This window comes from Sulfitobacter sp. S190 (genome assembly GCF_025141935.1).
Classification (GTDB): domain Bacteria; phylum Pseudomonadota; class Alphaproteobacteria; order Rhodobacterales; family Rhodobacteraceae; genus Sulfitobacter.
In genome coordinates, this window is record NZ_CP081120.1 from 2,347,413 (window position 1) to 2,372,811 (window position 25,399).

24 protein-coding genes and 1 tRNA gene are annotated in these 25,399 nt (G+C 64.1%); 11 read left to right on the forward strand and 14 right to left on the reverse strand.

Features of this window, described 5'->3' with window-relative positions:
* Nucleotides 1-263 precede the first annotated feature (263 nt).
* Nucleotides 264-2,606, reverse strand: a complete 2,343-nt coding sequence (katG, locus tag K3756_RS11765) for a catalase/peroxidase HPI (RefSeq protein WP_259987593.1) — start codon at nt 2,604-2,606, stop codon at nt 264-266.
* Between the two features lie 140 nt (nt 2,607-2,746).
* A tRNA-Leu gene (locus tag K3756_RS11770) sits at nt 2,747-2,832 on the reverse strand.
* Nucleotides 2,833-3,021: 189 nt separating this feature from the next.
* Between K3756_RS11770 and K3756_RS11775 the strand changes: the two genes are divergently transcribed.
* Together K3756_RS11775 and lipB are read left to right on the forward strand one after the other, a co-directional pair.
* The gene (locus tag K3756_RS11775) at nt 3,022-3,702 is read left to right on the forward strand and encodes a DsbA family oxidoreductase (protein ID WP_259987594.1); all 681 of its coding nucleotides are present in this window, start codon (nt 3,022-3,024) and stop codon (nt 3,700-3,702) included.
* Nucleotides 3,703-3,741: 39 nt separating this feature from the next.
* Nucleotides 3,742-4,407, forward strand: a complete 666-nt coding sequence (gene lipB / locus K3756_RS11780; RefSeq protein WP_259987595.1) for a lipoyl(octanoyl) transferase LipB — start codon at nt 3,742-3,744, stop codon at nt 4,405-4,407.
* On the opposite strand, the gene K3756_RS11785 is transcribed toward lipB, so the two are convergent.
* Both K3756_RS11785 and K3756_RS11790 read right to left on the reverse strand, forming a co-directional pair.
* The gene (locus K3756_RS11785; RefSeq protein ID WP_259987596.1) at nt 4,408-4,839 is read right to left on the reverse strand and encodes a response regulator; all 432 of its coding nucleotides are present in this window, start codon (nt 4,837-4,839) and stop codon (nt 4,408-4,410) included. It abuts the gene before it with no gap.
* Nucleotides 4,836-6,011, reverse strand: coding sequence for a PAS domain-containing sensor histidine kinase (locus K3756_RS11790; protein WP_259987597.1), 1,176 nt, complete (start codon nt 6,009-6,011; stop codon nt 4,836-4,838). Before K3756_RS11790 ends, K3756_RS11785 begins: the two co-directional genes overlap by 4 nt.
* Before the next feature lie 322 nt (nt 6,012-6,333).
* On the opposite strand from K3756_RS11790, the gene ctaD reads away from it, so the two are divergent.
* The 3 genes from ctaD (at nt 6,334) to K3756_RS11805 (ending at nt 9,177) form a co-directional block, all read left to right on the forward strand.
* On the forward strand, nt 6,334-8,007 hold the full coding sequence (ctaD, locus tag K3756_RS11795) for a cytochrome c oxidase subunit I (protein WP_259987598.1): 1,674 nt from the start codon (nt 6,334-6,336) through the stop codon (nt 8,005-8,007).
* 142 nt (nt 8,008-8,149) lie between these two features.
* Nucleotides 8,150-8,797, forward strand: a complete 648-nt coding sequence (locus tag K3756_RS11800) for a hypothetical protein (RefSeq protein WP_259987600.1) — start codon at nt 8,150-8,152, stop codon at nt 8,795-8,797.
* A complete protein-coding gene (locus K3756_RS11805; RefSeq protein ID WP_259987601.1) occupies nt 8,695-9,177 on the forward strand; it encodes a DUF2244 domain-containing protein in 483 nt (160 codons plus the stop codon). Before K3756_RS11800 ends, K3756_RS11805 begins: the two co-directional genes overlap by 103 nt.
* Before the next feature lie 53 nt (nt 9,178-9,230).
* Here K3756_RS11805 and K3756_RS11810 read toward each other — a convergent pair whose 3' ends face one another.
* Nucleotides 9,231-9,692: a GatB/YqeY domain-containing protein gene (locus K3756_RS11810; protein ID WP_259987602.1), complete on the reverse strand. Its 462-nt coding sequence runs from the start codon at nt 9,690-9,692 to the stop codon at nt 9,231-9,233.
* Between the two features lie 214 nt (nt 9,693-9,906).
* Here K3756_RS11810 and carA point away from each other — a divergent pair, with 214 nt between their 5' ends.
* A complete protein-coding gene (gene carA, locus K3756_RS11815) occupies nt 9,907-11,064 on the forward strand; it encodes a glutamine-hydrolyzing carbamoyl-phosphate synthase small subunit (protein WP_259987603.1) in 1,158 nt (385 codons plus the stop codon).
* 135 nt (nt 11,065-11,199) lie between these two features.
* Nucleotides 11,200-13,296, forward strand: a complete 2,097-nt coding sequence (locus tag K3756_RS11820; protein ID WP_259987604.1) for a glycosyltransferase family 2 protein — start codon at nt 11,200-11,202, stop codon at nt 13,294-13,296.
* On the opposite strand, the gene K3756_RS11825 is transcribed toward K3756_RS11820, so the two are convergent.
* Nucleotides 13,293-13,958, reverse strand: a complete 666-nt coding sequence (locus tag K3756_RS11825) for a GntR family transcriptional regulator (protein ID WP_259987605.1) — start codon at nt 13,956-13,958, stop codon at nt 13,293-13,295. The two genes, K3756_RS11820 and K3756_RS11825, sit on opposite strands and share 4 nt — an antisense overlap.
* 96 nt (nt 13,959-14,054) lie before the next feature.
* On the opposite strand from K3756_RS11825, the gene K3756_RS11830 reads away from it, so the two are divergent.
* Nucleotides 14,055-14,702, forward strand: coding sequence for a pyrimidine 5'-nucleotidase (locus K3756_RS11830; protein WP_259987606.1), 648 nt, complete (start codon nt 14,055-14,057; stop codon nt 14,700-14,702).
* Between the two features lie 6 nt (nt 14,703-14,708).
* Nucleotides 14,709-15,905, forward strand: coding sequence for a UbiH/UbiF family hydroxylase (locus tag K3756_RS11835; RefSeq protein WP_259987607.1), 1,197 nt, complete (start codon nt 14,709-14,711; stop codon nt 15,903-15,905).
* A 9-nt stretch (nt 15,906-15,914) separates the two neighbouring features.
* Here the strand turns inward: K3756_RS11835 and ispG are convergent, their stop codons facing one another.
* The 3 genes from ispG to hemA all read right to left on the reverse strand — a co-directional run bounded on the left by ispG (nt 15,915) and on the right by hemA (nt 19,762).
* Nucleotides 15,915-17,039, reverse strand: a complete 1,125-nt coding sequence (gene ispG / locus K3756_RS11840; protein WP_259987608.1) for a flavodoxin-dependent (E)-4-hydroxy-3-methylbut-2-enyl-diphosphate synthase — start codon at nt 17,037-17,039, stop codon at nt 15,915-15,917.
* A 97-nt stretch (nt 17,040-17,136) separates the two neighbouring features.
* A complete protein-coding gene (locus K3756_RS11845; RefSeq protein WP_259987609.1) occupies nt 17,137-18,417 on the reverse strand; it encodes a helix-turn-helix domain-containing protein in 1,281 nt (426 codons plus the stop codon).
* Nucleotides 18,418-18,538: 121 nt separating this feature from the next.
* Nucleotides 18,539-19,762: a 5-aminolevulinate synthase gene (hemA, locus tag K3756_RS11850; RefSeq protein ID WP_259987610.1), complete on the reverse strand. Its 1,224-nt coding sequence runs from the start codon at nt 19,760-19,762 to the stop codon at nt 18,539-18,541.
* A 217-nt stretch (nt 19,763-19,979) separates the two neighbouring features.
* On the opposite strand from hemA, the gene K3756_RS11855 reads away from it, so the two are divergent.
* Nucleotides 19,980-21,359, forward strand: coding sequence for a M20/M25/M40 family metallo-hydrolase (locus tag K3756_RS11855; protein ID WP_259987612.1), 1,380 nt, complete (start codon nt 19,980-19,982; stop codon nt 21,357-21,359).
* Here the strand turns inward: K3756_RS11855 and K3756_RS11860 are convergent.
* The 4 genes from K3756_RS11860 to K3756_RS11875 form a co-directional block, all read right to left on the reverse strand.
* Nucleotides 21,356-21,790, reverse strand: a complete 435-nt coding sequence (locus K3756_RS11860) for a VOC family protein (protein WP_259987613.1) — start codon at nt 21,788-21,790, stop codon at nt 21,356-21,358. The genes K3756_RS11855 and K3756_RS11860 overlap by 4 nt on opposite strands.
* Before the next feature lie 24 nt (nt 21,791-21,814).
* Nucleotides 21,815-22,939 carry an aminotransferase class V-fold PLP-dependent enzyme gene (locus K3756_RS11865; protein ID WP_259987614.1) on the reverse strand — a complete coding sequence of 375 codons (1,125 nt, stop codon included), beginning with the start codon at nt 22,937-22,939 and terminating at the stop codon, nt 21,815-21,817.
* Nucleotides 22,940-23,065: 126 nt separating this feature from the next.
* A complete protein-coding gene (locus K3756_RS11870) occupies nt 23,066-23,527 on the reverse strand; it encodes an Lrp/AsnC family transcriptional regulator (protein ID WP_259987615.1) in 462 nt (153 codons plus the stop codon).
* A complete protein-coding gene (locus K3756_RS11875) occupies nt 23,524-23,979 on the reverse strand; it encodes an Lrp/AsnC family transcriptional regulator (protein ID WP_259987616.1) in 456 nt (151 codons plus the stop codon). The genes K3756_RS11870 and K3756_RS11875 overlap by 4 nt, the downstream gene beginning before the upstream one ends.
* 134 nt (nt 23,980-24,113) lie before the next feature.
* Here K3756_RS11875 and ilvC point away from each other — a divergent pair, with 134 nt between their 5' ends.
* Nucleotides 24,114-25,136, forward strand: a complete 1,023-nt coding sequence (ilvC, locus tag K3756_RS11880) for a ketol-acid reductoisomerase (protein ID WP_259987618.1) — start codon at nt 24,114-24,116, stop codon at nt 25,134-25,136.
* Nucleotides 25,137-25,206: 70 nt separating this feature from the next.
* Here the strand turns inward: ilvC and K3756_RS11885 are convergent, their stop codons facing one another.
* Nucleotides 25,207-25,377 carry a hypothetical protein gene (locus K3756_RS11885; protein WP_259987619.1) on the reverse strand — a complete coding sequence of 57 codons (171 nt, stop codon included), beginning with the start codon at nt 25,375-25,377 and terminating at the stop codon, nt 25,207-25,209.
* Nucleotides 25,378-25,399: the final 22 nt, after the last annotated feature.

The following is a 25,399-nucleotide window of genomic DNA, read 5'->3' on the forward strand; positions in this document are numbered from 1 at the left end:
ATGACCCCGGCGCCCGCGTCCCGTTGGGGGGATCTGTCGGCCCGGTGTGTGACACTCACTAACGCACTCTAGTGCCACGGGCGGGCCGATTTCAAACGGCTTTCCTGCGGCGGCGTGCTTGCGCCAATGCTAACCTATCGCGGCAGGATTGCGACCGTTTTCAGCGGGCGCGCACCAACTATGACGTGATGGGGCGCAAAACCACACGGGCCGCCGCCGACAGGCACGCGTTCCGTGTGGTTTATCGTGGCGGGCATCACCGGTCAGCAGAAGGACACGGCGCGTTGGCGGGCCTGCGGAACATCGTAACGGTCCAGCATCATCACCTTGTGCCATGCGGCGGCGAAATCCTGCACGAGACGCGCGTTGCCGTCGTCGGCGCTGTACATCTCGGCCACCTGCCGCAGTTCGCTGTTGGCCCCGAACACCAGATCGCAGCGCGTGGCGGTGTAGCGCTGTGCCCCGCCGTCCCGCTCCACCAGATCAAAGAGGCTTTCGCTGTCGTCGCGCGGTTTCCATTCATAGTCCATCGACACGAGCACGCGGAAGAAGTCGTTGCTCAGCGTGCCGGGCCGGTCGGTAAAGACGCCGTGGTCGGACCCGTCGAAGTTCTGCCCCAGCACCCGCAGCCCGCCGGTGAGCGCCGTCCATTCCGGCGCGGTCAGCGTCAGCAGGGCGGCGCGGTCGAGGAACAGATGTTCGAGTGGGACGTCAAAGCGCACATCGGGGTTGTGGTAGTTGCGAAAGCCGTCGGCGACCGGTTGCAGGTAATCCATCTGTTCGGGGTCGGTCATCTCGTCGGTGGCATCCGTGCGGCCCGGCACGAAATCGACCGTGATGTCGTGGCCTCCGTCCTGTGCCGCCTGCTCTACCGCGGCGCAGCCCGCCAACACGATGAGGTCGGCCATCGAGACTTTCTTGCCGCCCGCCGCGTTCGCGTCGAAGTCCGCCTTGATGCCTTCGAGCGTGGCCAACACCCGGTCGAGCCGGTCGGGCGCGTTCACGGCCCAGCCCCGCAGAGGATGCAGCCGCAGCCGCGCCCCGTTGGCCCCGCCGCGTTTGTCGCTGTGGCGGTAGGTGGAGGCAGACGCCCATGCCACGGCCACCAGATCGGACACCGGCGTGCCGCTGTCCAGCACGCGGCGTTTGAGATCGGCCACCTCGGCGGCCTCGATCAGCGGGTGGTCGACATCGGGCAGCGGGTCCTGCCAGATGAAATCGGGGCCGACGTTTGGGCCGAGGTAGCGCGATTTCGGGCCCATGTCGCGGTGGATGAGCTTGTGCCACGCTTTGGAAAAGGCGGTGGTGAAGGCGTCAAAATCCTCGAGGAAATGCTCGCAGATCGCGCGGTAGGCGGGATCCCTGATGAGGGCGATATCGCTGGTCATCATCATCAGATCGTTCATTTTGCCCGGCTCGTGTGCGTCGGGCGTCTTGGGGGCGTTCGGGTCAGCCGGTGTCCATTGCAGCGCCCCTGCGGGCGACGTGGTCTGGACCCATTCGAACTTGAACAGATTCTCGAGGTAGCTGTTGTCCCAACGGGTGGGATCTGGGGTCCAGGATCCTTCGATGCCATTGGTCATGGTGTATTGCGCGAAACCGGTGCCGTTGGGGTTTTGCCAGCCCAGACCCATCGCCCTGAGCGGGGCACCTTCGGGGGCGGGGCCGATTTCCTGCGGGTCGGTCATGCCGTGGCTCTTGCCAAAAGCGTGCCCGCCCGCGATCAGCGCCACGGTTTCTTCGTCGTTCATGGCCATGCGGCTGAAGGTTTCGCGGATGTCGCGGGCCGATTCGAGCGCGTTGCCGTTGCCGTTGGGCCCTTCGGGATCGACATAGATCAGCGACTGGTGCGAGGCCCCGAGAGGGTTTTCGAGATCATAGTGATCCTCGTCGACCGCCCCTTCCCAGCGCAGGGTGCGGGTGACCATCTGGTTGGGGTGCCCCTCGCGCGGGCCTGCGGGCACTTCGCCGACCGGTTTGCCGTTCCAGCCTTCGGGGCCCCAGTAGGTTGCGCGGTCCGCTCCCCACGCGTCCTCGCGGCCAAAAGCAAACCCCTGCAACGGCAGACCCATGTCCTGCAGCGCGACGGTGCCCGCAAGCGCGATCAGGTCCGCCCAGCCGAGTGCGGCGCCGTATTTCTGCTTGATCGGCAGCAGCAGGCGGCGCGATTTGTCGGTGTTGCCATTGTCCCACCACGAATTGATCGGGGCAAAACGCTGCATCCCCTGCCCTGCACCGCCGCGCCCGTCGGCGATGCGGTAGGTCCCCGCGGAGTGCCACGTCATGCGCACCATTTGCGGGCCGTAGTTGTCGTAATCGGCAGGCCACCATGCCACCGGCGTGTGCAGAAAGCTGCGGATGTCGGCCCAGAGCGCGTCGACATCGAGATCGGCGATGGCGGCGGCCTGATCGAACCCTTTGGCGAGCGGATTGGCCTGCGCGGGGTTCTGATGCAAGATTTCGACCTTCAGCCGGTTCGGCCACCAGTGGTCAAGCTGGGGCTCGGACCCTGCGGCACCGCCCATGCGCGTGCCGCGGAACGGACAGGCGCCCTGGGTGGCTTCCATGCGGGTGTCGATCGGGGGGGTGGGGATAGAATTGGCCATTGCGTGTGTCTCCGTCTGCGTATGCAAACGAGTATAGGGCGCGCGGGCGGCTTGTCCGGTGTGGTGCGTGATTTGAAGCAAAGCGCCGCGACAAAAACCAATGGCGTTTCGGGAGCGCGGCGTCGGGTCATCGGGGAAAGTGGTGCGGTCGGAGAGACTCGAACTCTCACGGGTGTTACCCCACAGCGACCTCAACGCTGCGCGTCTACCATTCCGCCACGACCGCACGTCTGTGATGGTAGGGTCCAATACCGCGGTGTCGGCGCGACCTCAAGAGCCAATCTGCGAGAAAATGCGCGACCGGGGAAAACGGCGCGTGCCGGTGGGGTGTGGCGGGCCTCTTTTCCGGCGGGGGGGATTGAATTTGCCCGCCGCGATGGTCAGGTCAAGCGACGCCAAACACAAAGGATGCACCGTGACAGACACCGCAGCGCCGCAAGGCCCCGTTATTCAGGTCGACATCGTGTCGGACGTCATGTGCCCGTGGTGCATCATCGGATTTCGCCAGCTGGAACAGGCGCTTGCGCAGACCGGCACAGGCGCGCAGGTGCGGTGGCATCCGTTCGAGCTGAACCCGCAGATGGCGCCGGAGGGTGAAAACCTGCGCGATCATATCGTGCGCAAATACGGGATCAGCGCCGCGGACAGCGCCCGCAATCGCGCGCAAATGGAGGCGTTGGGCACATCGCTGGGTTTTGCGTTCAACTTTACCGACGACAGCCGCATCGTGAACAGTTTTGCCGCGCATCAGCTTCTCGATTGGGCGCTGGAGCATGGCCGGCAGCATCCGTTGAAGATGGCGTTGTTCGCGGCCCATTTCACCCAAGCGCGCGATGTGTCGGACCATGCGACGCTGGTTGATATTGCGGCGCAGGTCGGGCTGGACCGGGACGCCGCGCGCGGCGTGCTGGAGAGCGGATCACATGCCGCACAGGTGCGCGAGCGGCAGGGGTTCTGGACGGCGCAGGGCATTTCGGGCGTGCCCTCGATGATCTTTGGCGGCAAATACCTGTTGACCGGGGCGCAGGGCGCCGAGGGATACGCGCAGGTGCTGGCGCACGCGGTGGCGCAGGGCGATACCGTGACGGCAGGCTAGGCCCTTTTCCTTTGTCGGGCAGGCGGGTACATCAACGCCATGGTGGAATGGATCACATCGCACGGGTTGACCGATTACCGCCGCGCCGAGGCGTGGATGGAGACCCGCGCCGCGCAAATCGCGCAGGGCACGGCCGACGAATGCATCTGGCTGGTCGAGCATCCGCCCCTTTACACCGCCGGGACATCCGCCAGACCCGCCGATCTGATTGACCCCGACCGGTTCGATGTCTTCGACACGAAACGCGGGGGGCAGTATACCTATCACGGGCCGGGGCAGCGGGTGGCGTATGTGCTGCTGGATGTGGGCGCGCGCGGGCGCGATGTGCGCAGGTTTGTGCAAGACCTCGAAGGATGGGTGATCGACACGCTGGCCCAGTTCGGCGTGACCGGTGAGATCCGCGAGGGGCGCGTGGGCGTCTGGGTCAGTCGGCCCGAAAAGCCGCGCAACGCGGCCGGTCATGTGGCCGAGGACAAGATTGCCGCGATCGGTATCCGATTGCGTAAATGGATCAGTTTCCACGGCATTTCGATCAACGTGGAGCCGGATCTGTCGCATTTTGACGGGATCGTCCCCTGCGGCATTGCGCAACACGGTGTGACCAGTCTGGTCGATCTGGGGCTGCCGGTGACGATGGATGATCTGGACCTGGCGCTGCGCGAGAGTTTTGCCCGCCGGTTCGGACCGCGGCCCGCGCACGGCTGATCAGGCGGCATCGGCACCGCGCCCGTGCAGCCGCTGGTACTCGGCAATCACCTCGAGCAGTTTTTCGGTCCGCAGGGGTTTGTCCGAAAAGCTGTGGACGTGGGGATCGGCCTCGGCCCGGGCATGATCGGCGTGCAACAGCGATGTGGACAGCATCACGATGATCAGCTGTTCGCCCACCGGCAGACCCAGCTTTGCGTATTCCTCGAGAAATTCGAAACCGCCCATGCGCGGCATGTTGATGTCCAGAAATACGAGTTCCGGCAGGGCGCGCGCGGCGGCGAGATCGGATTTGATCAGTTCGAGCGCTTGCAGGCCGTCGGTGGCCACGTCGATATGCGCGGCCTTGCCCGATTTGCGGATGATGCGGGTGTGCATGAGGTTGGTGACGGCGTCGTCATCGACGAGCAGGATGCGGTTGATGGGGGTCATGGCTGTGTCCTTGCGCGGGGAATCGTGAGAGTGAAGGTGGCGCCCTGTCCCGGCGCGCCCTGTGCCTGCAGCGTGCCGCCGCGCCGCTGGACAAGCGTACGGGCGCAATAGAGCGCGACGCCCTGCCCCGGCGGATCGACGTGCAGGCGTTTGAAAAGCCCGAATAAATTTTCCTCGTCGCGCGGCAGGTCGATGCCGGTGCCGGTGTCCTGCACCGCGATGGCGAGTCCGTTTGCGGTGGCGTGGGCGCGGATGGTGATGGTCAACGGCCGCGTGGCATCGGCGTAGTCGCAGGCGTTTTGCAGCAGGCTGTGCAGGACGGCGCGCAGGTCGTCGGGATGAAAGCGCACCCGAAGGCCCCGCTCCACCTGCAGGACGAGCCGCGCCCCCGCCGCGCGCAGCCGTGCCCGCATGCCCCACAGCGCCGCCGCGATGGCACCGCGCGGGTCGATCAGCGGATCGGGGGCGACCGGTTCGTCGCGGATTTGCGAGACATGCACGAGGCTCGCGATTTTTTCGTTGGCCTGCTCGGCGGCGCGGTTGAGCCAATCGACAAGTTCGCGCACGTCCGGCGACAGATCGTCGGCACAATCCTGCAGCATCAGGCTCAGCCGCGCCAGATTGTTGACCGGCACCTTCAGATCATGGGTCGCCACGAAGGTAAGCTGGCGCAGTTCTTCGGCCTGTTCGGTCAATTGCGCGTGGGCGCTGGCCAGATCGAGACTGCTTTGCTTTTCGGCGGTGATGTCGGTGGCGCATCCGATGTGGCGCAGCACGTGCCCGTCTGTGCCCCGCTCGAAGATGCGGTCGACGGAGCGCAACCAGACGGTGCGCCCGTCCTTTGCACGGATGCGGTAGTCGAGCCAGAGCGTGCCGTCGGCGTCGAGATCCTGCATCGCGCCGACATGGGCGATCAGTTTGGGCAAATCCTGCGGGTGGGTGATCTGCAGAAAGAGGGCATCGCCCATCGCGCGCAATTCGTCCGGATCGTAGCCGAGATACTGCCCCACGGAGCGGTTGGTGTATTCATTCGCCTGCGTCCGGTGATTGTAGACATAGATGAAGCCCGGCATCAGCTCGACGATACGTTCGACCGACCACGGCTGCAGCGCGGCGGCAGCGGCACTGTGCGCGGGGGCGGCGGTATCGTAGGGCAGATGGCGCAGGGGCACGGGCGGTCGACCTTTCGGGGTTATGGCCCCCATTCATGGCGCGCGGTTTGTAAGGATTCGCTTAACACCCGCCCCCCGACACAGCAGGGAATCATTAAAATCAGAGCGAGCTTGCCGCCTGCGCGGGTCGGCCGGGGCGCGATCACACGGGTATGATCGCCCCGCGCGCCCGAAGAAGCGGCCGGGGGGTTGAAAATAACCCCACCTGCGACCATCGCGCCCATTGCTCTGTGCGGGACTTGGAATTAGAAGGTGCCAGAGCGCGCACCGCGTTTCGCCAACAGGCGTGGTGCGTTTTATGAATAATACTAGGAGGCACCGCATGGCAGACGCAGCCATTCACGGGCACGACCATGAAGACGAGCGTGGATTCTTCACGCGCTGGTTCATGTCCACAAACCACAAAGACATCGGTATCCTGTACCTGATCGTCTCCGCTTTTGTCGGGTTCATTTCTGTCGCCTTCACCGTTTACATGCGGTTGGAGCTGATGGATCCCGGCGTCCAGTACATGTGTATGGAAGGCGCGCGCATGTTCGCCGACGCTTCGGCCACCTGTACGCCCAACGGCCACCTTTGGAACGTTCTGATCACCGGCCACGGCATCCTGATGATGTTCTTCGTGGTGATCCCTGCCCTGTTCGGGGGCTTCGGCAACTACTTCATGCCGTTGCAGATCGGCGCGCCGGACATGGCGTTCCCGCGGATGAACAACCTGTCGTTCTGGCTGTATGTGGCCGGCACATCGCTGGCGATCTGTTCGGTTCTGCTGCCCGGTGGCAACGACCAGGCCGGATCGGGCGTTGGCTGGGTCCTGTATCCGCCGCTGAGCGTCAAGGAAGGCGGCATGTCGATGGATTTCGCGATCTTCGCGGTCCACGTCTCGGGTGCCTCTTCGATCCTTGGTGCGATCAACATGATCACCACCTTCCTGAACATGCGTGCCCCCGGCATGACCCTGTTCAAGGTGCCGCTGTTCAGCTGGTCGATCTTTGTCACAAGCTGGCTGATCCTGTTGTCGCTGCCGGTACTGGCGGGCGCGATCACCATGCTGCTGATGGACCGCAACTTCGGTTTCGCGTTCTTTGATCCTGCAGGCGGTGGCGATCCGGTACTGTACCAGCACATCCTGTGGTTCTTCGGTCACCCCGAAGTGTACATCATCATCCTGCCCGGTTTCGGCATCATCAGCCACATCATCGCGACCTTCTCGCGCAAGCCGATCTTTGGCTATCTGCCAATGGTCTGGGCGTTGATCGCGATCGGTGTTCTGGGCTTTGTCGTCTGGGCGCACCACATGTACACCGTCGGGATGAGCCTCAACCAGCAGGCCTATTTCATGCTGGCCACGATGGTCATCGCGGTGCCGACAGGGGTCAAGATCTTCTCGTGGATCGCGACCATGTGGGGCGGTTCGCTCGAGTTCAAGACACCCATGCTCTGGGCCTTCGGCTTCCTGTTCCTGTTCACCGTCGGCGGTGTGACCGGTATCGTGCTCAGCCAGGCGGCTGTGGACCGGTACTATCACGACACCTACTATGTCGTGGCGCACTTCCACTACGTGATGAGCCTTGGCGCGGTGTTCTGCATCTTTGCGGGTATCTACTTCTACCTGCCCAAGATGACGGGCCGTATGTATCCCGAATGGGCCGGCAAGCTGCACTTCTGGGCGATGTTCATCGGGGCCAACCTGACGTTCTTCCCGCAGCACTTCCTGGGCCGTCAGGGTATGCCACGCCGCTACATCGACTATCCCGACGCGTTCGCCTACTGGAATGCATGGTCGAGCTGGGGCGCGTTCCTGTCCTTTGCATCGTTCCTGTTCTTCTTCGGGGTCATCGCCTACACCCTGACACGCGGCGCGCGCGTCACGGCGAACAACCCGTGGAACGAATACGCCGATACGCTGGAATGGACCCTGCCATCGCCCCCACCGGAGCACACCTTCGAGCAGCTGCCGAAACGTGAGGACTGGGACAAGGCGCCCGGCCACTAAGGCCAGCGACACAAGAACAGCAAGGGGCTCCGACGGCGGTCGGGGCCCCTTTTTACGTGCGCCCCCTTTTTGCGCGGCGGCATTCTTACTTTTGCCGGGTTTGCACGGTAGCCTGCACGGGATTGCCACCGCCGGACACGCCATGCTGACCACCCTCACCCTTGCCGCGATCCACGCGCCGCAGACTTTGGCGAGCCGGTATGCCCCGACGCCCGAGATGATCCTGAGTGCGCAGATTGTCGGGTTGGGCCTGCTGGCGGCATGCTTCGCCGCGATTACCTTCGGGGTCATGCCCTACTGGCTGCTGATCGCCCCACCCCCGCCCTATGCCCTGCTGACGGCGACGCCGGTCGGAGCGAGCATCGTGGGAATGGTGCTGCTGGCGCCTGCGATGTGGGCCGCGGCCGGGGGCCGGACAGACCGCGCGACCGAGATCGACCGCACGCTGGTGCAGGGGCTGGGGTTCACACTGGCGCTTGCCCCCGTCGGATCGCAGGCGCAGCAGGACTTTGGCGCGGGCGGGCCGGTGCCGGTGATCCTGGGCTGTGCGTCGCTGGTGGTGGTGGCGGTGCTGGTGCTGCGCACGCTGCGGAACTTGCGCCGCGCCCTGCGGCAGCCCGACCCGTGCAATGCACCGTTCACAGATTGTCGCATTGATCCGTGGGCCAGAGGCATTACAACACCCCCATGCCTTACGAGTGGACATCAGCCCCCCACAGCACCCCGCAGATCATGCGGTTGTGGCCCCATCAATCCCTGCCCGCGCGGGGCATGGCGGCCTTTGTGCTGACGACCTTTACGCTGATCTGCATTCCTACGCTGCCGCTGCTTGGCTCGCCCATCCTGTGGGGGATGTTGCCGTTTACGATGGCTGCGGTGTGGGGCATCTATTTCGCGCTGCAACGCAACCACCGTGCCCGGCTGATCGAAGAGGAGCTGGTGCTGGACCGCGACATGGCGCGTCTGGTGCGCACCAACCCCAAGGGTGACACGCAGGAGTGGGACTGCGACCGGTACTGGACGCAGGTCACGAAATACGACGATGAAGGGCCGGTGCCGCATTACGTCACCCTGCGCGGGAAGGGCCGCGAGGTCGAGATCGGTGCGTTTCTCAGTGAGGAGGAGCGGATTGCGCTTTACGAAGACCTGCAGCGCGCGCTGAAGCGGTAGTGTCGTGGGGCACGCGGCCCCCCGATGTGCGGGGGGCTGCGGTTGTGGCGCGCTCAGGCCGAGAGCTGGTCCTTGACCATCGGGCCGACGCGGCCGAAATCCATGCGGCCGGTGTATTTCGACTTCAACACGCCCATGACCTTGCCCATATCGCGGATCGAGCTTGCGCCCGTTTCGGCAACGGCATCGGCCACGGCGGCCTTGGTTTCCGCCTCGTCCAGCTGGCGGGGCAGGAATTCTTCGATCACCTCGATCTCGGCCCGTTCGCTTTCGGCCAGATCAAGCCTGCCGCCCTCTTCGTAGGCGCGGGCGGATTCGACCCGTTGCTTGGCCATTTTGCCAAGGATCGCAAGCACATCGTCATTGCCGACGCCTTCGTCGTTGCCTTCGGCACGCGCGGCGATGTCCTTGTCCTTGATCGCGGCATTGACCAGCCGAAGGGTGGACAGCCGGCTGGCGTCCTTGTCTCTCATCGCCTGTTTCAGGGCGTCGTTGATACGGGTGCGCAGATCCATCATGGTCCTCTATGCAAACATCTGTTCGAGCCTGTGACCCTAGCGAAACTATTGCAATTCCGCAATGCTGGCGACACTGCGTAACCTGCTGGCAAACATAGACTTTTCATTTAGGCGCCCCCATTGACGGCGGATGCCCCACACGGTAGTTTCCAGCCGTTTGCCGATCCATCCCCGCCCCGCGCCGCCGGGGTCTGCCAAAAAGGATACGCCCATGGCCGCTGCTGCCCCCACACACCCGACTGCCTGTCTCGCGCTTGCGGATGGATCGCTGTTTTACGGGATGGGGTTCGGCGCGACCGGCCAGACCGTGGCAGAGATGTGTTTCAACACCGCGATGACCGGCTATCAGGAAATCATGACCGATCCGTCCTACGCAGGCCAGATCGTCACCTTTACCTTTCCGCATGTGGGCAACGTCGGCACCAACCCCGAAGACGACGAAACAGCCGATCCGGTTGCGGCGGGCATGGTGGTCAAATGGATGCCGACCGACCCGAGCAACTGGCGCGCGGTCTCGCATCTGTCGGACTGGCTGGCCGCGCGGGGGCGTATCGCCATCGGCGGCATCGACACACGCCGCCTGACCCGTGCGATCCGCCAGCAGGGCGCGCCCCACGCGGCGCTGGCCCACAACCCCGACGGGGTTTTTGATGTCGAGGCGCTGGTGGCGGCAGCGCGCGAATTTGCGGGGCTGGAAGGTATGGATCTGGCGAAGGACGTGACCTGTGCGCAGTCCTATCGCTGGAACGAGCAACGCTGGGCCTGGCCGGAAGGGTACACGCCGCAGGTCGATGCCAAGCACAAGGTCGTGGCGATCGACTATGGCGCCAAGCGCAACATCCTGCGGTGTCTGGCATCTGCGGGGTGCGAGGTGACGGTGCTGCCCGCATCGGCGACCTATGAGGATGTCATCGCGCATCAGCCCGATGGTGTATTTTTGTCGAACGGTCCGGGCGATCCGGCCGCGACGGGGGAATATGCGGTACCGATGATCCGCGACGTGCTGCACAAGACGGAGCTGCCGGTGTTCGGCATCTGCCTCGGCCACCAGATGCTGGCGCTTGCGCTTGGCGGCACCACGGTCAAGATGAGCCACGGCCACCACGGGGCGAACCATCCGGTAAAGGACATGGACACCGGAAAGGTCGAGATTACCTCGATGAATCATGGGTTTGCCGTCGACAGCCAATCCCTGCCCGACGGCGTCGTTGAGACGCACCGGTCCCTGTTTGACGGGTCGAATTGCGGCATCCGCATGGAGGGGCGTCCGGTCTATTCCGTCCAACACCACCCCGAAGCGAGCCCCGGCCCCCAGGACAGCTATTACCTGTTCGAGCGGTTCGCGGAGGCGATGGCGGCGCGGGGGTGAGCCGCCAGGCGTCTTGTTGATAGGATTATTGACAATTAACCATTTGATACAAATGGATAATTTAAGATTTCGTTAACCACCAGTTAACCTCTCGCGCACAAAGCTGTCGTGTCCTTGAACGACAGGTGGTGCGCGATGAGCGATCTGCGCCTGCGTTTGCCCGAACCGAAGGCGGCAGAATATCTGGAGGCCCCGCCGCCCTTTGGCCGATTGCTGGTAAATGCGGGAATCATAAAGCAAGACGACCTTGTCCATGCGCTGAACCTGCAGCAGCATGTGGATGCCCCTTTGGGCGAAATTCTGGCCGCCGAAGGCTTGGCGCGGCGCAGCGATATTCTGGCCGCGCTGTCGCGCCAGCACCAGATGCAACTGGCCGATCTGGCGGCCGATCCCCCCGATCCGCGCATCAAGGCCTATCTGCCCACGGCGCTGTGCCTGAAATATCAGGTGGTCCCGTGGATGATGATGGGGGATGTTTTGCTGGTCGCGACCAACACGCCGGGCGCATTTGCCGATTTTCAGGCCTGTCTGGGCGTCGGCGGACGCAAGGTGTTGCCGGTGCTGGCTCAGGCGGCGGACATCCGGCACGCGATCAGCACGCTTTATGGTGACGAACTTGCCGAACGCGCCGCGACCCGCGTGCCCGCCGCGCATAGCTGCCGGACCTGGACCGCGACATCGCCGTTGCGCCGGGTGTGGGCGAGCCTCATCGCGGGCGCAGCCATCGGCCTGACAATTGCCGCACCGCGCATGGTGCTGACCGGGCTTTTGCTGCTGGCGCTGTTGACGCTGGTGATGACGACAACGCTCAAGGTGCTGGCCTTTGGCGCCCAGATGCACGCGCGGTTTTTCGACCGCACGCCCCCTGCCCCCGAAGCGGCCGCCCCGTTCAGATTGCCGCGGGTGTCGGTGCTGGTGCCGTTGCTGAACGAAGAGGAAATAGCCGGAAAGCTGATCGAGCGGTTGTCGCGGTTGACCTACCCCAAGTCCCTGCTGGACGTGGTTCTGGTGCTGGAAGCGCAGGACACTGTCACGCGCAAGACCATCGCGCGCACCCAGATGCCCCCGTGGATGAGCGTGATTGAAGTGCCGCAAGCCTCTGATCTGACGACAAAACCAAGGGCGCTGAACTATGCGCTGGATTTCTGTCGGGGATCGGTGATCGGGGTCTGGGACGCCGAGGATTGCCCCGAGCCGGACCAGATAGAGCGCATCGTGACACGGTTCAATGCGGCGCCTGACAACGTGGCCTGCCTGCAGGGGCGGCTCGATTACTACAACCCGCGGGCGAACTGGTTGGCGCGGTGTTTTGCCATCGAATATGCCACGTGGTGGCGGATGATGTTGCCCGGCGTCGCGCGGTTGGGGCTGGTGGTGCCATTGGGCGGCACCACGCTGTTTTTCCGCCGGCCCATACTGGAAAAACTGTGCGGTTGGGATGCGCATAATGTGACCGAGGACGCCGATCTGGGCCTGCGGCTGGCCCGTGAGGGATACGTCACGGAGCTGGTCGAGACCACGACCTTCGAGGAGGCCAACGCCCGCGCGTGGCCGTGGATCAAACAACGCTCACGGTGGTTGAAAGGCTATCTCATCACGTGGGTCGTGCACATGCGCGCGCCCGGCAAGCTAATGAAAGAGCTGGGTTTTTGGCGATTCATGGGGGTGCAGGCCCTGTTTCTGGCGACATTCGTGCAATTCGCGCTGGCGCCGCTGCTGTGGTCATTCTGGATCACGCTTCTGGGGGTCACGCATCCGGTGACCAGCGTTCTGGGGTCTGACCTGATGTGGCATATCGCGGTGGTTTTCCTGGTGGCGGAAGTCATCAATCTGACGGTGTCGCTGGCGGCAGTGTCGGGGCGCGCGCACCGGCATTTGCTGCCGTTTGTCTTTACCATGCCGTTCTATTTCACGATGGCGGCCGTCTCGTCCTACAAGGCGCTCAAGGAAATGGTGGCGCAGCCATTTTACTGGGACAAGACGCAGCACGGGATCAGTCTGGGCGACGAACCCGCCCGCGCGGCGGCTCCTGACGCGGACGCGGCCCACCATGCCGATTTGCAGCCCATCCGTCTGCCGCTGGCGCAGCTGTGGGACAGCACCCGCTGTTTGGTGGCGGGCGGCGGTCGGTGGAGCGGTTTCATTCCGCCCGATCAGGATGCCGTTTTGCCGACGGTAGTGCCCGCCTTGCCGGAGGATCTGGTCGTGCCGCCGCAGGAGCCGCGCGCCTAGGCTTCAGGTTCGCGCGCGTCTGCGTCCTGTTTGAGGCGGGTGGTGAAGGCCACCGAGATATGCGCCCGCAGTGCGGCATCCGCGGCATCGCCGTCACGCGCCTCGATCGCGGCCACGATGCGGTCGTGTTCCTGCTGGGCGATTTCGCCGCGCCCTGTCGCGGCCAGCGAGGTTGTCGCCATCAACGCCATCGAGCGGTGCACCAGATCGAGCTGCTGCACCAGAAAGCGGTTGTGCGAGGCAAGATGGATCTGTTTGTGAAACCGCCGGTTGGCGCGGGCCAGTGCTGCGGGATGGTCCATCAGGGCATTGTCGTCCTCGACCATTTCACGCAGGAGCCGGACCTCTTCTTCGGTGGCGTGACGGGCGGCAAGGCGGGCGGCGAGCCCTTCGAGTTCACCGCGCACCACGTAGAGTTCGGCCATCTGGTTATGATCGAGCGACGCGACGATCAGGCTGCGCCCGTCGCGGGTTAGCAGGGATTGGGTTTCGAGCCGCTGCAGGGCTTCGCGGATGGGGGTGCGCGACACGCCGAACCGGTCCGCCAGTTCACTTTCCACCAGACGGTCGCCGGGGCGGTAGATGCCGGTGTCGATCGCTTCGAGGATCATCGAATAGGCATCGGTCGACGGGGCGCGCGCGGAGGGGGTACGGGTGGGCATGGCCGTTCTTTTCATTTGTTTCGCCGCACCTTAGCGGGCGTCCTGCGGGCTGCATAGCCCCTTGCACCTGCGCCTTCGGCTGCCTACGACTGGCACATGGCCAAAGACGCGTTTTCCCACGTGGACACCTGGGTGTTCGATCTCGACAATACGTTGTATCCGCCCTCGGCGCGGTTGTTCGATCATATCGAGGTGCGCATGACCGATTGGGTGATGCAGGCGCTTGATGTCGATCAGGCCGAAGCAAACCGCTTGCGGGTCGCGTACTGGCACCGCTATGGCACGACGCTGGCGGGGCTGATGCGCGAGCATGATCTGGACCCGCTGCCCTATCTGGAGGATGTGCACGACATCCCGATGGACAGCCTGACCCCCGACCCGGTGCTTGCCGCGCGCATTCGTGACCTGCCGGGGCGGCGCATTGTCTACACCAACGGCTGCGCGCCCTACGCCGAGCGGGTGCTGCATGCGCGGGGTCTGTCGGGGTTGTTTGATGCGATCTACGGTGTGGAGCACGCGGATTTCCTGCCCAAACCCGAAGCGGCGGCCTTTGACCGTGTTTTTGCGCAGGACGGCATCACACCCGCCCGCGCCGCGATGTTCGAGGACGAGCCGCGCAATCTGGCGGTGCCCCATGCCCTGGGCATGCGCACGGTTCACGTGGCCCCCGAACGCGCCGACGCGCCGCATGTGCAATTCCATACCGATGACCTATCTGTGTTTCTGGACAGGCTGACACGGTAAGGCGCGATGACACAGAGCTGCGATATTCTGATTTCGGGTGGCGGCATTGCCGGGCTGACGGCCGCGGCGGCCTTTGGCACCGCGGGGTTCAAGGTGATCTGTGTCGATCCGGCACCGCGCATCACCGACGGGAACGCCAAGGGCGCCGATCTGCGCTCCACTGCGATGTTGCAACCGGCGCGCGCGTTGCTGGCGCGGGCGGGTGTATGGGAGGCACTGGCCCCCCATGCGGCAGCGTTGCAGGTGATGCGGATCATCGATGCGGGCGGCGAGGTCGCCGAACCGCGGGTGACCAAGGAATTCGACGCATCCGACATTTCGGATGAGCCGTTTGGCTGGAACTTTCCGAACTGGTTGCTGATCCGCGAGCTTGTGGCACGGCTGGAGGCGTTGGAGACTGTTGATTTCCGCCCCGGTGTCGGGACAACGCGGCTGTTTACCCGCACGGGGTCGGCGAAGGTATCGCTGAGCGAGGGCGGGCCGGTCACCGCGCGGTTGGTCATTGCGGCCGACGGGCGCGGATCGCCCATGCGCACAGCGGCGGGGATCGGGGTGCACACCAAACGCTATGGCCAGAAGGCGATGGTGTTTGCGGTGACCCACCCTGTGCCGCATGATAATGTGTCGACGGAAATTCACCGCACGGGGGGGCCTTTCACGCTGGTGCCGCTGCCGGACCGCGACGGGATGCCCTGTTCGGCGGTGGTGTGGATGGACGACGGGCGCGCCACGATGGACCGGATGGCGCTGGATGCACAGGCCTTCGAGGCGGCGGCGTCGGACCGGTCGTGCCACCATTTCGGACCTTTGACGCTGGTCAGCGACCGTCAGGTGTGGCCGATCATCACCCAGCATGCCGATCGGCTGAGCGCGGAGCGGGTGGCGCTGATCGCGGAGGCCGCCCATGTGATGCCACCCATCGGGGCGCAGGGGTTGAACATGTCACTGACCGATATCGCGACGCTGCTGGATCTGGCGGAGGCCCGGCGCGAGGGGCTGGGCGATGCGCAGATGCTGGAGGCATATCACAAGGCACGCCATAGCGATGTGCGGATGCGGGTGCAGGGGATCGATCTGCTGAACCGAGCCAGTCAGGCGCAGGCTCCGCTGGCACGCGATGCGCGCGCCGCGGGGCTGAACGCGCTTTATTCGGCGGCGCCGGTGCGCAAGATACTGATGCAGATGGGCCTTGGCATGCGCTGAGTGCTGCGGCTATTCGGCGGCTTCGACAGTTTCGGCCTCAATCTGTGCCGCCCGTTTTTCAACCTGCTCGACGATGTGATCGACCATCTGCGCGTTGTCGAGTTTGTGGCTTTGCTTGCCCGCAAGATACACCATGCCGGACCCTGCCCCGCCGCCGGTAAAGCCCACGTCCGTCATCAGCGCCTCACCGGGGCCGTTCACGACGCAGCCGATGATCGACAGGCTCATCGGGGTTTTGATGTGCTCGAGCCGCTGTTCGAGGGCTTCGACGGTCTTGATCACGTCAAAGCCCTGCCGCGCGCAGGACGGGCAGGAGATGATGTTCACGCCGCGGTGCCGCAGCCCCAATGATTTGAGAATTTCATAGCCGACCTTGACCTCTTCAACCGGATCGGCGGAGAGCGAGACGCGGATCGTGTCGCCGATCCCCATCCACAGCAGGTTCCCCAGCCCGATGGCCGATTTGATGGTGCCCGACGTCAGCCCGCCCGCCTCCGTGATGCCAAGGTGGATGGGCGCGTCGGTGGCGTCGGCAAGTTGCTGGTAGGCGGCGGCGGCCATGAACACATCCGAGGCTTTGCAGCTGATCTTGAATTCGTGAAAATCGTTGTCCTGCAGGATCTTGATGTGATCCAGACCGCTTTCGACCATCGCGTCAGGGCACGGCTCTCCGTATTTTTCGAGCAGGTGCTTTTCGAGACTGCCCGCGTTCACGCCGATGCGGATCGAGCAGTTGTTGTCGCGCGCGGCCCTTATGACCTCCTTGACGCGCTTTTCGTCCCCGATGTTGCCGGGATTGATGCGCAGGCAGGCCGCACCCGCTTCGGCGGCTTCGATGCCGCGTTTGTAGTGGAAATGGATGTCGGCAACGATCGGCACGGGCGATTGGGCCACGATGTCCTTGAGCGCGGCGGAGCTGTCCACATCGGGCACCGACACGCGCACGATATCTGCCCCCGCATCGGCGGCGGCCTGAATCTGCGCGACGGTGGCGGCAACATCCGGTGTCAGCGTGTTGGTCATGGTCTGGACGGTGATGGGGGCATCGCCGCCCACCGGCACGTTGCCCACCATGATCTGGCGCGATGTGCGGCGGTAGATGTTGCGCCACGGGCGGATGTGATTGAGCGACATGTCAATTCCTCGGGACAGGGAGCACCCCATCTACCTAGTCAGGCAGGGGCCGGGCCGCAATGAAAAGCTGAGGATAAATCGGGAACCGGCCCGCGGCTTATTCGCCGGGGACCGCAGTTGCGGGCTGCAGCTCTGCGACCACCTTGGCGATGGTGCTGTCTTGCTGGAACACGGTGGGCTCATAACGCTCGGTCAGGGCCGCCTGTTGCAGGGGCAGATTGGACGTGACGCTGCCGCGCCCGCCCACGGGGCCGAAGACCTGACCGGCCATCATGAAATAGACCGCCCCGCTTTGGCCGGTGCGCAGGGTTGGCGCCTCTTCCAGCGCGGGCACGTCGTAGGTTTCGCCCTGCTGCATGACCTTCTCGAACAGGTTGGTGCCATCGGCGGCACGCACGCGCACCCAGGTTTCGCCGGTGGCGACGATGGTGACGGCGGGGGCCGGACCTTCGACAACCTGCGGCACGTTGAAGCCCGTGGGCACAAGTGGTTGCGCGATGTCGGTCGGATCGGCGTCGGCGAATTGCGCGGTAAGCGGTGTATCCGGCGCATCGGCCTGCGGGCTGCGGGTTTCCTGCGTCCCTGCTGTGGCGAAAACGCCGACATTGCGCGGATCAAGCGTCGAAATGGGCGCGTCGCGGGCCACCATGACCGGCACGTCAAGCGCCTGCGGACGGTAGAGACGGTCCAGCGCCTCCACCCGCGCGGTTTCCAGCGTGGCGGGCACCGATACATCGGTTGTGGTCGCGTCGGGTGTTGTGCCGATGGCCGCGCCTTGCAGCGGGTCAAGATCGGACAGAACAATCGGTGTCTGGTCGACGGGTGCGACCTGCACGCGCTGCACTTCCTGCAGCACGGTCCAGCCGCCAAAACCGATGGCCCCGATCAGACCGACCAGAACAAAGGTCGAGCCGATGGCGCTGGGTTCGATGCGGCTGAGCACACTGTCGCCGCTGGGGGCAAAGGGCATGACCGGTTTGGCAAAGATATCCTGATCGCCGCGGTTGTTGATGCGGTCCTCGCGGCTCGGCTTTTTGACGACAGAGGCTTCGGCGGACATGCCGTGCGCCACGGAGAAGCCTGATTCGGTGCAGAACGCATCGAACGCCTTGTCAGGGTCCATGTTCAGATAGCGCGCGTAGGAGCGCACGTAGCCGGCGATAAATCCGGGGGTGTCGAAGGCATCGGGATCGGCGTTTTCGATGGCCGCGATATAGGAGGCCTTGATGCGCAATTCGCGCTGCACATCCAGCAGGGATTTGCCCAAAGTCGCCCGTTCGCCGCGCATCACGTCGCCCAGACGCAGTTCGAAAGCGTCAAAACCAGTCGGTTCTACCGCTTCCACCTCAACGTTCTTGGAGGACCAACGCCCAATCATACCGATGCCCCAATACAGCTATATGCCTGCAGACCCTTGAACCAACCACATCTTGATTCGTCCTGAGCCTTTGTTCCGCTACCAATAGCATAACGCAAACAGTTTGGCGAATTTACGGTATTCAGCCGACCATTTCGGCGCGATTTAGCGCACAATGCGCCCATAGCCCATCCATAGCGTGTACGAGCTTGTCCATTTCATCCGGTCCGTGCACGGGCGACGGTGTAAAGCGCAGCCGCTCCGTGCCGCGTGGCACGGTGGGGAAGTTGATGGGCTGGACGTAAATGCCGTGTTCTTCCAACAGCATGTCCGACAGCAGCTTGGTGTGGACGGGATTGCCGACGATGACCGGAACGATGTGGCTGCCGTGATCGATGATCGGCAGGCCCAGCCCCTTGAGGCGCAGCTTGAGTGCCGCGGCCTGTTGCTGGTGCTTTTCGCGCAGTTCGGGCGCTTTTTTCAGGAATGCCACGGATGCGGCCGCCCCTGCGGCCACGGCGGGCGGCAGCGAGGTGGTGAAGATGAAGCCCGGCGCGTAGGAGCGAATGGCATCGCACATCTTGTCGGAGGCCGCGATATAGCCGCCCATCACGCCGTAGGCTTTTGCCAGCGTGCCGTTGATGATGTCGAGCCGGTGCATCAGGCGGTCGCGTTCGGCCACCCCTGCCCCGCGCGGCCCGTACATGCCCACGGCGTGCACTTCGTCGATATAGGTCAGCGCGCCGAATTCGTCGGCCAGATCGCAGATCGCCTCGATCGGGCCGAAATCGCCGTCCATCGAATAAATCGATTCGAAGGCGATCAGCTTGGGCGCGTCTGCGTCGTCGGCTGCCAGAAGCTCGCGCAGGTGGTCGACGTCATTGTGGCGGAAGATGCGTTTGGAGCCGCCGTTGCGGCGCACGCCCTCGATCATGGAGGCGTGGTTGAGCTCGTCCGAATAGATGATCAGGCCGGGAAAGAGTTTCGGCAGCGTGCTGAGCGTGGCGTCATTGGCAATGTAGGCGGAGGTGAACAGCAACGCCGCTTCCTTGCCGTGCAGATCGGCCAGTTCGGCCTCCAATCGCTTGTGATAGACGGTCGTGCCCGAGATGTTGCGCGTGCCGCCCGAGCCGGCTCCGGTGGCATCGATGGCTTCGTGCATTGCGGCCAGAACGACCGGATGCTGCCCCATGCCGAGGTAGTCGTTGCCACACCACACCGTGATGTCACGCTCGGCGCCGTTTTCCTGTGTCCAGACGGCATGGGGGAAGTTGCCGTTGCGCCGCTCGATGTCGATAAACGTGCGGTAGCGCCCTTCGTCGTGCAAGCGGTCAATCGCCTGATCGAGCTTTGCCGAATAGTCCATGCGCGTCTCCGTCCGAACCGGGTGTGCAGCGTCCGGGCTGCACCCCACCTGAATTGTTTAGAACGAATATAGACTGGCGGCGGCAGCTTCAACTCAGAAAGCCGCGCAGAGTGTCGCATGTCTTGTTTCCAATGGGAAATTTTGGACCCGGCGCGGGACGCTGGACACGCCCCGCGCGCCTGTTAGGGTCGCCCCGAACCGCATAAAGGAGCCCCCCATGTCGCTTGACGATGTTCTTGCCCGTATTGACGCCGATCTGCCCGCCGCGACCGAACGCCTGCTGGATCTGCTGCGCATCAAGTCGATCTCTACCGATCCCGCGTTCAAGCAGGAGTGCGAGGCGGCTGCGGACTGGTTGGTGGCCGATCTCGAGAGCCTCGGCATCACGGCGCAGAAATGCCCCACGCCGGGCCATCCGATGGTGGTGGGTCACGCGGGCCCCGAGGACGGCAAGCCGCATCTGCTGTTTTACGGCCACTACGATGTGCAGCCGGTTGATCCGCTCAACCTGTGGGACCGCGACCCGTTCGACCCCGCCGTGGAGGAGACCGAGGCGGGTCAGGTCATTCGTGGCCGCGGTGCCGCCGACGACAAGGGCCAGTTGATGACCTTTGTCGAGGCGTTGCGTGCGTGGAAGGAGGTCGAGGGGGGGTGGCCGTGCCGGATCACGATCTTTTTCGAGGGCGAGGAGGAATCCGGTTCGCCCTCGCTGGTGCCGTTCATGCAGGAGAACGCAGACGCGTTGCGCGCCGATTTCGCGATGATCTGCGACACCGGCATGTTCCAGAGCCGCACCCCCGCGATCACAACCATGCTGCGCGGGTTGCTGGGCGAAGAGCTGACGATCAAGGCCGCGACGAAAGATCTGCATTCGGGCATGTTTGGCGGTGTGTCGATCAACCCGATCCGCGTGCTGGCCCGCGTCATCGCGTCTTTGCACGACGACGAGGGGCGCATCACGGTGCCGGGATTTTACGACGGCGTGCCCGAATTGCCCGACGCGTTGCGCCAGCAATGGCAGGGGCTGGCCTTTGACCACGCGGGGTTTTTGGGCGATGTGGGGCTGAGCCATCCTGCAGGAGAGCAGGACCGCACCCCGCTCGAGATGATCTGGTCGCGGCCCACCTGCGATGTGAACGGCATCGGGGGCGGGTATCAGGGCGACGGGTTCAAGACCGTTCTGCCCGCAGAGGCCTCCGCCAAGATTTCGTTCCGGCTGGTCGGCGATCAGGATCCGCTGGCGATCCGGGCGGCGTTTCGCAAGATGGTGGAGGACATGCTGCCGCCCGATTGCTCGGCAGAGTGGACAGACCACGGGGCCAGCCGGGCCTCGGCCATGTCGATCGATGATCCGGCGTTTGCTGCTGCACTGGGGGCATTGAGCGATGAGTGGCAAATCCCCGCGGCCTATATCGGGTGCGGCGGGTCGATCCCCATCGCGGGACACTTCGCACAGATCCTCGACACCCCGCCGATGCTGATCGGTTTCGGGAAGGACGACGACCAGATCCATTCCCCGAATGAAAAATACGACATGGAAAGCTTTCACATGGGCACGCGGTCGTGGGCGCGTATTCTGGATGCGCTGACCCGCTAGGGCCGGTTGCCCGGATTGCCGTCGCGGTCGGGATCGTCGGGATTGCTGGAAAACAGCGCGATCTTGTTGCCTTGGGGGTCGCGCAGATAGCCCACGTAAAAGCGGGGGCCGTAGTCGGGGCGAAAGCCCGGCTGCCCTTCGTCGCTCCCGCCTGCGGCGATGGCAGCGGCGTGCAGGGTGCGCACCTGACGCTGGGTGCGGGCCTCGAACGCGACCATCGCGCCGTTGCCCGCTGAGGCCGGCCGCCCGTCGAACGTCGGCTTGACGTAGAAATCGGGCAGCGTCGGCGCCGGCCCCGTCGGCACCGGCAAGGCAAAGCTGAGCCCCTCGGCCCCTTCCGTCAGACCGTAGCCCAGCGCCGGCAGAAAGGCACAGTAGAACCGTTTGGCGCGGGCCAAATCGTCGGCCCCCACCGTGACATAGGCGATCATCGTGCCACTCCGGCCGGTCGCACGCTAGAGCACCTCGTCCACGACAGCCTTCAGCCGCGCCAGCGTCGCATCCACGTCATAGAGTTTATCCAGACCGAATAGGCCCAGCCGGAAGGTACTGAAATCATCGGGTTCGCCCACCTGCAGCGGGACGCCCGCGGCGATCTGCATGCCCTTTTCCATGAACGCCTTGCCCGATTTGATCTCCGCGCGGTCGGTGTAGCAGACCACCACCCCCGGCGCGCCGTAGCCGTCGGCGGCGACCGCGCGCACGCCGTGCGCCTTCATCATCTCGCGCACCCCGTCACCCAGACGCCATTGCGCTTCCTTGAGCCGGTCGAAGCCGTAGTTTTTGGTTTCGACCATCGTGTCGCGGAAATCGCGCAGCGCGTCCGTCGGCATCGTCGCATGGTAGGCGTGGCCGCCATCGAGATAGGCGCGCATGATGCTGTGCCATTTGCCCAGATCGATCGCAAAACTGTCGGAGGTGGTCTCTGCGAGCCGGTCGACGGCGCGTTGCGACATCATCACCAGCCCGGCGGAGGGCGAGGCGCTCCAGCCCTTTTGCGGCGCGGAGATCAGCACGTCGACGCCCAGCGCCTTCATGTCGACCCACGCACAGCCCGAGGCGATGCAATCCAGCACCATCAGCGCGCCCGCGTCATGGGCGGCCTGCGCCATCTGGCGGATGTAGGCGTCGGGCAGGATCACCCCCGCGGAGGTTTCCACGTGCGGGGCAAAGACCACGGCGGGTTTCGCGTGGGCGATGGCGTCGACCACGTCCTCGATGGGGCACGGGGCATAGGGCGCGGGGCTGTCGTTGCCCTGTGCGCGGGCCTTCATCACGGTGGTGTTGCCCGTCAGCCCGCCGGTTTCGATGATCTGGCTCCACCGGTAGGAGAACCAGCCGTTTCGCACCACCACCACATCGCGGTCGCGGGCGAACTGGCGGGCGACCGCCTCCATGCCGTAGGTGCCGCCACCGGGCACGAGCGCCACCGCATCGGCGTTGTAGACCTCGCACAGCATGGCGTGAATGTCGCGCATCACCGACTGGAAACTTTGCGACATCGAGTTCAGCGAGCGGTCGGTGAACACCACCGAGAATTCTTCGAGCCCATCGGGATCCACGGTATCAAGCAATGCCATTGGTCAGTCTCCATCTGTGTCAGGCTTCTTGCATAGAAAGCACGGGCCGCGGTTGCAAAGCCTATCTTGGTATACCGTGGCCGCCGGGGGCCGATGGCGCGCGCGGATCGGAAACGAATGTGCCGATCAACCGCGCAAGGGTCCCGGCAGCCGTTCCTCGCTCAGCAGCACGTTGGCTTCGACCTCTCCCGCGCCGGGCAGTGTCATGATCCGGCGGCGCAGCACCCGTTCGAAATCAGGCAGGTCGCGGGCCACGACGCGCAGCCGGTAGTCGTAGAGCCCCAGCACGTGTTCGACGGTCTGAACTTCGGGAATGGCCGTGACGGCGCGTTCGAAATCCTCAAGGCTGACGCGCCCCTTGAGCGCCAGTTTGACCCCCAGAAAGACGGTGACGCCGAAGCCCAGCTTTTCCGCGTCGAGCCGCAGTTGCCGCCCCTTGATGACGCCTGCCGCTTCGAGCCGTTTGATGCGCCGCCACGTGGCCGGTTGGCTGAGCCCCAGCCTGCGGCCCAGCGCGCCCGCGCTTTGGCTGGCATCGCGCACGAGCGCCTGCAACAGGCGGCGGTCGAGATCGTCGAGCGCGCTCACAACGGCAGCCCTTCGCTGGATTTGACCCGCGCCACCTGCATCAGCGCCTCGATGTCGGCGATGTGCGGCAGGGTCAGGATACGACTGCGGTAGATCTGCTGGTAATGCGCCATATCGCGGGCGATGATCGACAGGCGCACATCGACGCGGCCCAGAAAGGTTTGCAGTTCGATGACTTCGGGGACTTTGCGGGCCTCGGCCATGAAGGCGTCGAATGCGTTGCCTTGGGTCTTGTCGAGCGTGATGCGCAGGGAGACTTCGACGCTGTAGCCCAATGCGGCCCAGTCGATGACCGCCTGTACACCGCGCAAAACGCCCATTTCCTGCAGCCGCGCGATGCGCCGCGTGGTGCGTCCGACGCTGATCCCCGCGCGTTCCGCGAGGTCGGCGTGGCTGAGGCTGGGATCGGCCTGCCAGTAGCGCAGCAGGCGTCGGTCATCGTCTTCAAGCATGAAAAATCCGTTATTTGATAAAATGACGAATAACTCTCTTTCAATTTGGGGTAAAGAGCGTGGCTGCGCCCGTTTAATCCTGCGATCCATGCGGTAGTGTCCCGCCAGAACACATTCCAACAGGAGATCCAGACATGCGCGTGTATTATGACCGTGATTGTGACGTTAACCTCATCAAGGACGCGAAGGTCGCGATCCTCGGCTATGGCAGCCAGGGCCACGCCCATGCGCTGAACCTGCGCGACAGCGGTGCCAAGAACCTTGTCGTTGCCCTGCGTGACGGCAGCCCGTCCAAGGCGAAGGCCGAAGGCGAAGGTCTCAAGGTGATGGAAATTGCCGAAGCGGCGGCCTGGGCGGATGTCATCATGTTCACCATGCCCGACGAGCTGCAGGCCGAAACCTACAAGAAATACGTCCACGACAACATCCGTGAAGGCGCCGCGATTGCCTTTGCCCACGGTCTGAACGTGCACTTCGGGCTGATCGAGCCGAAAGAAGGCATCGACGTCATCATGATGGCGCCCAAGGGCCCCGGCCACACGGTGCGCGGCGAGTACACCAAGGGTGGCGGCGTGCCCTGCCTTGTGGCGGTTCACGAGAACGCATCGGGCAAAGCGCTGGAAATCGGTCTGTCCTATTGTTCGGCGATCGGTGGCGGGCGCTCCGGCATCATCGAGACGAACTTCCGCGAAGAGTGCGAAACCGACCTGTTCGGCGAACAGGCGGTTCTGTGCGGCGGCATCGTCGAGCTGATCCGCATGGGGTTCGAAACGCTGGTCGAGGCGGGCTATGCCCCCGAGATGGCGTATTTCGAATGCCTGCACGAAACCAAGCTGATCGTGGACCTGATCTATGAAGGCGGCATCGCCAACATGAACTACTCGATCTCCAACACGGCCGAGTACGGCGAATACGTCTCCGGCCCCCGCGTGCTGCCTTATGACGAGACGAAGGCCGCCATGAAAGGCATCCTGACCGACATCCAGACCGGCAAATTCGTGCGCGACTTCATGCAGGAAAACGCCGTGGGCCAGCCCTTCTTCAAGGGCACGCGCCGCATCAACGACGAACACCAGATCGAACAGGTCGGTGAAAAGCTGCGTGGCATGATGCCCTGGATTTCCGCGGGCAAGATGGTCGACAAGGAAAAGAACTGATCCCAGCGCGGATCAGGTCACGAAAAAGGGCGCCCGTTGCGGCGCCCTTTTTGCGTGATGGGTGGCGGTGTCAGACGTCGGCGGGTTTGCCGTGTGCGTCCTTGTCCTTGGCCAGTGTCGATTTGGCGGCCGACGGGTCGTCCATCCGGTTTTCGACGCTGCGTTTGTTGTAGATCGCAAAGCCCACGGCCCCCAGAAGGGTGACAAAGGCAAGTGCTGCGGTGAGTATCGTCCAGTCCATTGGTCTTCTCCTCAAAAGCATC